Origin of the sequence: Amycolatopsis sp. La24 (assembly GCF_029087445.1) — a bacterium.
Lineage (GTDB): Bacteria > Actinomycetota > Actinomycetes > Mycobacteriales > Pseudonocardiaceae > Amycolatopsis > Amycolatopsis nivea.
This window is the reverse complement of sequence record NZ_JARACH010000016.1, coordinates 32,437-42,084: the sequence shown is the minus strand read 5'-3', so window position 1 is coordinate 42,084 and position 9,648 is coordinate 32,437. Positions and strand designations below refer to the sequence as shown.

General features: G+C 69.8%; 5 protein-coding genes. 3 read left to right on the top strand and 2 right to left on the bottom strand.

The features are described 5' to 3' along the window. Window positions 1-38 precede the first annotated feature (38 nt). Window positions 39-1,283, bottom strand: a complete 1,245-nt coding sequence (locus PUT80_RS17435) for a serine hydrolase domain-containing protein (protein WP_275292844.1) — start codon at window positions 1,281-1,283, stop codon at window positions 39-41. A gap of 979 nt (window positions 1,284-2,262) precedes the next feature. Continuing rightward, window positions 2,263-3,483: an MFS transporter gene (locus tag PUT80_RS17430; protein WP_275292843.1), complete on the bottom strand. Its 1,221-nt coding sequence runs from the start codon at window positions 3,481-3,483 to the stop codon at window positions 2,263-2,265. A gap of 691 nt (window positions 3,484-4,174) precedes the next feature. Between PUT80_RS17430 and PUT80_RS17425 the strand changes: the two genes are divergently transcribed. The 3 genes from PUT80_RS17425 to PUT80_RS17415 all read left to right on the top strand — a co-directional run bounded on the left by PUT80_RS17425 (window position 4,175) and on the right by PUT80_RS17415 (window position 9,639). Further along, window positions 4,175-5,581, top strand: a complete 1,407-nt coding sequence (locus PUT80_RS17425; RefSeq protein WP_275292842.1) for an FAD-dependent monooxygenase — start codon at window positions 4,175-4,177, stop codon at window positions 5,579-5,581. 671 nt (window positions 5,582-6,252) lie between these two features. Beyond that, a complete protein-coding gene (locus tag PUT80_RS17420; RefSeq protein ID WP_275292841.1) occupies window positions 6,253-7,293 on the top strand; it encodes a metalloregulator ArsR/SmtB family transcription factor in 1,041 nt (346 codons plus the stop codon). 81 nt (window positions 7,294-7,374) lie between these two features. Then, window positions 7,375-9,639 (top strand): protein kinase, encoded by a 2,265-nt coding sequence (locus PUT80_RS17415; protein ID WP_275292840.1) that lies wholly within the window; start codon window positions 7,375-7,377, stop codon window positions 9,637-9,639. Window positions 9,640-9,648: the final 9 nt, after the last annotated feature.

Here is a 9,648-nt window from a genome sequence, read left to right as displayed (position 1 = left end):
CTGGCGCGGGTGGGGGACGAGGAGTTAGGAGGGCGGCCTCAGCACCGCCGCGCGAGCCGGCCGCCGATTTCGACGGCGGTTGCCGCGCCGGGGTCGCCGCGGAACCGTCCGCACGGGGTGGCGCGGCCGGTCGCCGGGTCGCGGACGGTGAAGCTGCCGTCGGCGTACCGGGTCAGTTCGGGGAAGACGTCGCCGTCCACGTCGAGGCACGCGTCGCCGTCGGCGGTCGGCCGGATCGTGTATCCGAGGGCTCCGTTGCGATAAGTGCCGAAATCGCCGTCCGGCAGCGGAATCGGGCAGGATTCCGCGCTCTGGACGCGATGTGGCGGAAGGCCGAGTTCCGGCAGTTCCCCGGCCAGGTCGTGCCAGAGGTCGGTGCCGCCCGCGCCGTTGGCAGTCAGCGCGAGCACGCAGGCCCCGGCCTGGTCGATCCGCAGGTGGCACGAGGTGCCGTCGGCCGTGCCGTCGTGGCCGAGCCAGCGGAACTCCTCGTCGCCGAAACAGGCCAGCCCCAGTCCCCAGCCGTCGGCGAGGCCGAACGGTTCCGCGACCTGCACCGGCCGGTGCAGGTCGCTCGCGGTGACGACGTCGAGCAAGCCCGGTTTGCCGAGGTGGACCCGCCCGAGCGCGACCAGGTCGCGGGCGCTCAGCGCGAGCGCGCCCGCCGGGTCCAGCATCGGCGGCAGCACCTGTTCGAGCGGACGCTCGCCGTCGCGCGCGCGCCCGGTCGCGACGCCCGGGCTGTCGACGTAGACCGGCTCGATCTCCAACGGCCGCAACAGAATCGACTCGACCGCCTCGCGCCAGCTCATCCCGGTGACCTCTTCGATCAGCAGGCCGACGAGCGCGTAGCCGAGGTTGGAATAGGAGAACGCGGCGCCCGGCTCGCAGACGAACTCCGCGGCCCGCACCTCTTTCCGGCAGGACCCGTCCGCGTCGGCCGGGTCCGAGGGCAGCCCGCTGGTGTGGCTCAGCAGCCTGCGCAAGGTCAGCTCGGCGGACAGCGAAGGGTCGCCGAGAATCTCGCCGACCGGCTGGTCCAGCTCGAGATCGCCGTCGGAGACGAGCATCATCGCCAGCGTCGCGGTCGCCACCTTGGTGATCGAGCCGATCGGCACCCGCGAGTCCGCCCGCATCGGCCTGCCGCCGCCCGCCGAACCGGTCTGGACCATGACGGTCTCGCCGCCGGACCACACCGCGACCTGCGCTCCCGGCACCCGATGCCGGGCGGCCAGCCGCGGGAGCACTGCGGCCAGCCGGCCCGCATCGCCGGCGCCGGGCACCGGCCGCGGTCTCGGGACAGCGAATCTTTCTTTCCGGGAGTGCATGACCAAGCCTTTCGAATACTCGTAGGAGCCGCCCGGGGAATTGCCCCCCGCCCGCGCGGCACTAGCCCCAGCAGAGCGCGGCCGTCCTCAAGACCGGACCCGCGCCGGAATCCATACCCTGCCTAGCGCGGTTGCGCTCCAGCAACCGCCAAACGAAGGACTGCGGCATACGCCGGTTCGCACCCAGCGTCACACATTGCCGAGAGCATTCTAAAATATGAACAACGGACTCACACCTCAGGGCGACACACAGATAAGCGGACGGTCCGCCTTCGCATTCGGCCGACCTCCCAGTCGCACCCGGAACTGTTTCCGGCTGCTCCGACCAGCGTAAACCCACCATTCTCCCGGTCGCCCCGGCAATGATCGAAACCACCGAAGTAGTGCCAACGGACGCTGCCGTTGCCCCGACCGCAGCAACATCACCGCCGCGAGCGGGAGTTCAGCCGCCCCCCGGAAAACGATCACCTTCCGCCTCTCCTTAAACGCTTCCGAACAGCTAGCGGGACAAGTCGATCAGGAAGAATCGGCGATTCGCTCCGCTAAACCTCACCCGATCACCGGAAAATTCCGCCGACTCCCCTCCGCGCGGAATTCGCCGCCCTCCCCGCACGACCACACGAATGGCGCGCGACGGCAGTAGCCCTTACTCCCGGGTAACTCGCCGCACTTCCCGTCGTTCCGCCACGAGATCGCCACAGTCGATTCCGGCATGAGCACCTCCGCCCGCACAGTCGCCCCCGCCACCGGAAACGTTGCACCTTCTCCGAGACCAATAACCGAACAGCGGAACCTCGCTTCTTGCTATCGGCAAGCTGTCAATAAGATGCATATTCCGCAGCGTTTCCGACCGCACAGATCGGTAAAAGGGAACCATCGGGCCGATTGCCCACGAATTGACTATCACCCACTGTCCACTCAGGACAGACGAGCCTCACTCCGCGGGCTTCCCGCCGCGCATCGCCGAAAGAAGCACCGGCAGCGCCACGGCCAGCGCGATCCCCCGCACCGCACCGGCCACCGGATACGCCGCCCGGATGCCGAGCACGTCCGCGACCAGTCCGCCGGCCAGCGATCCCAGCGGCATCAAACCCCAGCCCAGCATCCGGTAGACGCTGTGCACGCGCCCGCGCAGCTCCGCCGGCACCGCCTGCTGGCGCAGGCTGACCGTGACCACGCTCCAGAGCGTCGTCGCAAACCCGTTGAAACCCAGCAAAGCCCCGAGAACGACCGCATTCGGACTGGCGCCGATGAGCACGAAGATCACGATGTTGGCGATCAACGCGGTCAACAACGCTTGCAGCGCCCCAATTTTCGCCACGACGCGCGCGTTGACCATCCCGCCGAGCACACTGCCCGCCGCGGCCCCCGCGAGCAGCACGCCGTAACCGCGCTCGCTGACGTGCAAAGTCTGGGTCGCGAGCAGCACGACTGTCACATTGCCGAGCTGGTAGCAGAACGTGTTCACCGCCAGCAGCCCGGCCAACGTCCGCAACAACCGGTGCCGCCCGAGCCACCGCACCCCCTCCACCACCGCGACCCGGACCGGCGGCTGCACCCCGCGCGGCGCCGGACGGCGAGGCAAGCTCGCCAGCAACGCGGCGGACGCCACGAACGACACCGCGTCCACACCGAACGGCAACGCCGCCGCCCCCGCGAACAGCAGACTCCCGATCGGCGGCCCGACGAACAACTGCCCCGCGTTGGCGACCGCGTACTGACTGCCGTTCGCCCGGTGCAACTGCGCCTCGGACACCAGGTCAGGCAGCACTGCGAGCGACGCGTTGGCGAACACGACCTCGCACGCACTGAGCCCGAACCCCATGGCCGCGAGCCCCGCGATGTCGATCCGCCCCAGCCCGATCAGCACGGCGACCACCGCGACGATCACCGCCTGAAGCGCCTGCGACCGCCAGAGGAGACCGACCCGGTCGCGCCGGTCCACGAGCGCCCCCGCGGGTAAGGAGAGCAGCAGCCAGGGAAGGTAGGTCGCCGCCGAGACGATCGAGACCTGCACCGGATCGCGCGTGAGCGTGACCGTCAGCAGCGGTACCGCTGCGGAGAAGATCCCGTCGCCCACGTTGTCCACCGCAGAGGCCCACCACAACCGCCAATACGCGGCGGGGAGCTTGGCTTTGGGGTCGCTTGGCTTCATGCCCGGGAGGGTCCCTGAGTCGAACATGTGTTCGCCATCATGTAGACTGGAGCTACATCGACGATGGCCGGAACCTCTTCGTATTTCGCTTGCCGCAAGATCCGGGGTGCCGCAGACTGACGCGGCCGATGCCAAGTCCTGCGCGAATCCCGACTCAGCCCGACGCGTCCTTACCTGGGCGTGCCTGCCGTCGTGGGGTCGCGATGCCGGGATGCGCGATGGTCGCGATCGCCGCGGTTGAACGGGTGGTCGAGCGCGCGGTGGTCGGACGCACCGCAGTCAGCCACGCACCGGTCGAGCAGACCGCAACCGGCCACACCGACCGCACAAACTGCGGCAAGGTGCGTGCCAGCCAGGGCCCCGCTCGGCGAACGGCGGCTGAGCGACCGGAGGCCCGGCGGGCTGCAGCCGTGTCCGTCTCGGCGCAACGGGCGTGGGCAGAACGTCCCGCAACTGGCCGAGCAGCAACGGCTCCCGGTGCGGTGAATCGCATGGCAACCGCGCATGTCGCGCCCAGGCGAACTGCGGGACGAGTCGCAGGACGGGCACCAACCAGACCCACCACTGCCCGACGCGCAGCAACCGGCAGGCACGCCAAGCCGGGACCCACCCCGGGCCGAACGGCCCCCGAGCGGACGACAGCCGAACCCACCACAACGAACCGCACGCCACCTGAACGAACGGATGCTTCATGATCGACGCAATCATCGCCGGCTGCGGTCCGACCGGCGCGACGCTGGCCGCTGAGCTCCGGTTGCACGGCGTGCGGGTTCTCGTGCTGGAGAAGGAAACCGAGCCGGTTCCGCTGGCCCGGATCGTCAGCCTGCACATCCGCAGCCTCGAGCAACTCGCGATGCGCGGGCTGCTGGAGCGGCTCCTGCCGCACGGACGGCAACGTCCGGTCGGCGGCATCTTCGCTGGCATCCCCGCGCCCCCGCCCGAGGGTCTCGACACCGCGTATCTGCTGGGCATCCCCCAGCCGGTCGTCGTCCGGGAGCTGGAGGAACACGCCATCGAACTGGGCGCGGAGGTCCGGCACGGCTGCGCGATCGCCGGGTTCGAGCAGGACGAGGACGGAGTGACCGTCGAACTGACCGACGGCGAACGGCTGCGAGCGAAGTACCTCGTCGGCTGCGACGGCGCGCGCAGCACCGTGCGAAAACTGCTCGGCGTCGGCTTCCCGGGCGAACCCTCGCGGACCGAAACCCTGATGGGCGAGATGCCTGCGTCCGCGCCGCCGGAGGAGATCGCCGCCAAGGTGGCCGAGATCCGGCAGGCCAATAAGCGGTTCATGCTGGGGCCGGTCGAAGAAGGCGTCTACCGCGTCGTGGTCCCCGCCGCCGGGCTCAGCTCCGAACCGCCCGTTCTCGAAGACTTCCAAGAACAACTGCGCGCCCTCGCCGGCACCGATTTCGGCGTGCACTCCCCGCGCTGGCTGTCCCGCTTCGGTGACGCCACCCGGCTGGCCGACCGATACCGCGTCGGCCGGGTGCTGCTGGCAGGCGACGCCGCGCACATCCACCCGCCCACCGGCGGACAAGGCCTCAACCTGGGCGTGCAGGACGCGTTCAACCTCGGCTGGAAGCTCGCCGCGCAGATCCACGGCTCGGCCCCCGACTCCCTACTCGACACCTACCAGGCCGAACGCCATCCAGTCGCCGCGGACGTCCTCGACAACACCCGCGCCCAGATGGAACTGTCGTCCGCCGAAGCAGGACCACGGGCCGTGCGCCGACTGCTCACCGAACTGATGGACATCGACGAGGTCAACCGCCGCCTGATCGGGAAAATCACCGCGATCGACCTCCGCTACGACTTCGGCGAAGGCCCCGACCTGCTCGGCCGCCGTCTCCCCGACCTCGACCTGAAGCAAGGCCGCCTCTACGACCGCCTCCACGCGGGCCGCGGACTGGTGCTGGACCGCACCGAACGACTGACCGTCGACGGCTGGGCAGACCGGGTCGACCTCCTCGCCGACCCCGCCCTGGACGCCCCGGCCGTCCTGCTCCGCCCCGATGGATACGTCGCCTGGATCGGCGAGGACCAGCAGGAGCTGAACCACCAGCTCGCCCGCTGGTTCGGCCGGAGTGCTGCATAACAGCGGAGTAGCCGGAACCAGCGGGAACCGGACTCCCATCCCGCTGGTTCGGCGAGTTCGCTCCTGGGCAACCGCACTGCCGCCTAAACCGACGAGAAACAGCAAGATCCTCGACGACCCCGGCCGTTGAAGGAGGGAACGGGGCATCCCACCCCGCGCGTTCGGCGAACCCGCGCTTCCCCTTGGCAACCGCACTGCCGCGCCCCGCTCGGACCAATGAGAAGCCGCACGCCCTCAACCACCCGGCCCGCTGAACGACCAGCCCTAGACCGGTGAAGGCTAGACTCAACGACCTGGCCGCTAAAGCCGCCCGGACCAGCAAAGGCGAGTCCTTAACCGCCGCACCCGCTGAAACCAGCCCTGGCCAGGGAAGGCAAGGCTGCAGCCTCGCACGATGAAAGAGCACGCCTGAATCGGCGGAAGCAAGACCCCAGCCGCCCGCCCTCAAACGCACCCGCTGGACCAGCGATGGCACGACCTCAGCCTCACACGACGAAAGACCACGCTGGACCGGCGAAGGCAAGACCACAACCACCACACCCACAGACCCCCCGGACCAGCGAAGGCAAGACCTCATCCGCCCGCCCTCAAGCGCAGCTCCAGGCCCCAGCGAAGGCCAAACCCCGCCCGCCGGTCCCCGGACAACCCGCCCTCTGCCGCATAATCGCGACGTGCCGCTCACCCTCGATCTGAGCACCGGCGACCTCGCGGGCACCAGGCTCGCCGTCTCGCCGCTGTCCGAAACTGTCTCCGGCCTGCAGACCCTCGCCGGGTGCTGGGGCCGGGCGCGGCACGAACACTGGACCCGCTGGGCCGCGGCAGAGCTCGCCGCGCGGCCGCTGGACCTCCGGTGGACCTGGCCGTTGCTGGTCACCGGCCGGGCCAGTTGGCCGCAGTTCCTCCTGCCCGCCCCGGCGCGCGCGGCTAGCACGATCGACGAGGCGCTCGCCGCGATGTGCCGGACCACCTCGAGCGAGGTCCGGCGAAGTCTGCACGGCGTCTTCGGCGATCGCCTGCCAGGCCCGGCCCAGGCGCTCGCCGACGACCCTGCGGCCGGGTTGCGCGCCATCGCTGCCGAATTGCGTCAGGCGCACGACCGCCTGATCGCACCGCACTGGGCCCGGCTGCGCGCGGTTCTCGACGCGGACATCGCCTATCGCGCCAAACAATGGGCCGACGGCGGCGCGGGCCGTCTGTTCACCGACCTGCACGCCAGGCTGAACTGGCACGACGGCCGCCTCATTCTCGACGGCGACAACCGTCCTTCGCCCGGACGCCCCGCCGGCGGGCTGGTCCTCTCCCCTGTCGTCCTCGGGCCGCCGTGGGTGATGATCAAACTGCACACCACCACCCAGACCACGATCCGCTACCCGGCGCGAGGCAGCGGTGCACTGTGGACAGCCGACGAGCGCCGTCCCGCGGGGCACGCGGTCCGCCTTCTGGGCCGGCGTCGCGCGGAACTCCTGGAGACGCTGCGCTCCCCCGCCACGACCACCGACCTCGCCGAGGCCCTGCACGTGTCGCCGAGCGCGGTTTCGCAGCACCTCCGGGTCCTGCGCGACACCGGCCTGGTCACCGGGCAGCGGTCCGGTCGCACGGTCCGCTACCGCACCACCGAGCAAGGAATCCGCCTCCTGAGCCCCGGCTCGCCGACGCATCAGCACCCCGAGGCGCGTCCGGGCTCGGATCCCACGACCGAGGCACAAATGTGACAACTCCACTCCGGATGCCACATCTCCGGAGTACGATCTCGCCGACCGCGACCAGCCTCGCGGAGAGGGGAAGCGGCGGGGATGAGCGACTGGCGGGTGCCCGGGTTCACTGAGGTCGACGTGCTCGGCGTGGGCGGCTTCGGCCGCGTCGTGCTGGCCAAGCACCAGGAATCCGGCCGGATGGTGGCGATCAAATACCTCCTCGCGGAGTACCTCGCCGACCCGGACATCGCGGCCGGGTTCCGGCGCGAGGCGTGGCTGCTGTCCGGCGTCCGCAGCCCGCACGTCGTGCAGTTGTTCGACTTCGTCGAAACACCGCAGGGTGCCGCGCTGGTAATGGAGGCCGTGCCCGGCGTGTCCCTGCGCGCGCTTCTGGCGACGGAGAACGTCCTCGCCCCGGAATCCGCGCTGGCCATCCTCAAGGGCTCCCTGCTCGGACTCGCCGACGCGCACGCCGCCGAAGTCGTCCACCGCGACTACAAACCGGGAAACGTACTGGTGTCGCGGGAAGGCCAGTCGAAACTGGTCGACTTTGGACTGGCCACTTTGGACGGCCACAATGGACTGACTGCCGGATCGCCGTCGTACATGGCACCCGAGCAGTGGGCCGGGCAGCCGGGCCAGCCCGCCACCGACGTGTACGCCGCCACTTGCGTGTTCTACCAATGCATCACCGGACACCAGCCGTTCGAGGCGACCACCACGGACGAACTCCGCTCGCTGCACCAGATGGCGCCGGTGCCGCTGGACGCGGTACCCGAGAAACTCCGGCCGCTGATCGCGCGCGGCATGGCCAAGGACCCGGCGTGGCGACCGTCCACAGCGGACGCTTTCGTGTCCGAATTGGAAACCATCGCCCGCAAGGCCTACGGAAAGAACTGGGAGAAGCGCGGCTGGAAGCGCCTGGCCGCCGCGTCCGCCGCCCTGACCGCGCTCACCCCGCTGGCCCTCCTGGCCACCGCGGGCACCGCCGCCGCGCCGCTCGGAGCGGGCGCCGGCGCGGTCGCGGCCGGGGCCGGGGTGCCGACCGCCACGGGCACCGGAGCCGGGGCGACCGCGGTGATCGTCGGCAAGGTCGTCGCGGTGCTGGTGGTCGTCAGCGCACTGGTCACCGGCGGAATCCTGGTCTTCAACCGCCAGGACGACCCGCCCGCGCCCGCGGCGCTCACCGTCGCGATGCAGACCGATTCCGGCCGCGACCAAGCCCTCCCGATCACCTACGACCTCCAGTATCCGCAAGTGTCCGGCGGACCGGACGCCGCGGTGCGGAAACGCGTCAACGACGCTTTGCGCGCCCCGATCGACAAACGGCTGAAGGCCATCCGCGACGCACGCGCCAATCCGGACTGGCGGCAGCAGTTCACCGACACCGGGGACACGCCCGCGGCGCACACGACCGCGCATATCCTGCTGCAGACGCCGAGCCTGCTTTCCGTTCGCTACGACCACGGTCTCGATTCGAATGTCCTCTCCCACACGACGTGGCGTTTCCCGGAAACCGTGAACGTCGACCTCGCCACCGGGAACCCGCTCGGCCCCCAGGACATGTTCCGGCCCGAAGCGCTGACCGCGGCCGGGATGAAAACGCTGACCGACCGCATCGACCCGCACACCCAAGCCGGTTTTTGCCGGGAGCCGACCGTCGGCTACGACACCGGCCGGAAAACCACCGTCGACGCGGCGGACCGGGTGCCCGGCCGCGGGCACGTGCCCGCGCCGCCGATCGGATTCACCAAGACCGGGGTCCAGTTCGAAATGGTGTGGTACGAACTGGGATGCATCATGGCGGCCGGAAAAGAAACGGTCGTCCTCCCCTATTCCGAGATCAGCGACCTGCTGCAACCGAAATTCCTGGCAATGCTGGGCGTCGGAGCGACTTCCCCGGCGCCCTCGACGCCGTCTTCGTCCGCCCCGGCGGCCAGCACCACCTACACCAACCCCCGGTTCGGCTTCACCACACGCGTTCCCCAGGGATATACCGCGACGCCGTACAGCCCGGAAAACGGCGACGGAATGACGTTCGCCAACAAGCCACTCCACGCGACCATGACCGTCTGGGGCACCAACTCAGGCGGCCGCACTGTCGCCGCCGCGCTGGCCGACGCGGCCGCCGAGACGGAAGCACAGTCCGGCCGGGTGACCTACCGCAAGGACGAAGGCGACCACTACTCGATTTCCGGCTATCAAAGCGACGGAATGATCTTCTACGAGATAGGTTTCTCCGGCCCCGGGTCGACGGCGACATTGCGCTGGGTCTATCCGCGCGAGCACAAAGCCGAACTCGACGCGCCGGTGAGCACTACCGCGGAAGCCTTCCGTCCGGGAGACCTCTCCCAGCCGCACTGACCCTCGGCC

Bases quoted from the DNA above. Each gene is read 5' to 3' on its own strand.
- PUT80_RS17430 (WP_275292843.1), bottom strand. From the start codon at position 3,483: ATGAAGCCAAGCGACCCCAAAGCCAAGCTCCCCGCCGCGTATTGGCGG.
- PUT80_RS17425 (WP_275292842.1), top strand. From the start codon at position 4,175: ATGATCGACGCAATCATCGCCGGCTGCGGTCCGACCGGCGCGACGCTG.
- PUT80_RS17415 (WP_275292840.1), top strand. From the start codon at position 7,375: ATGAGCGACTGGCGGGTGCCCGGGTTCACTGAGGTCGACGTGCTCGGC.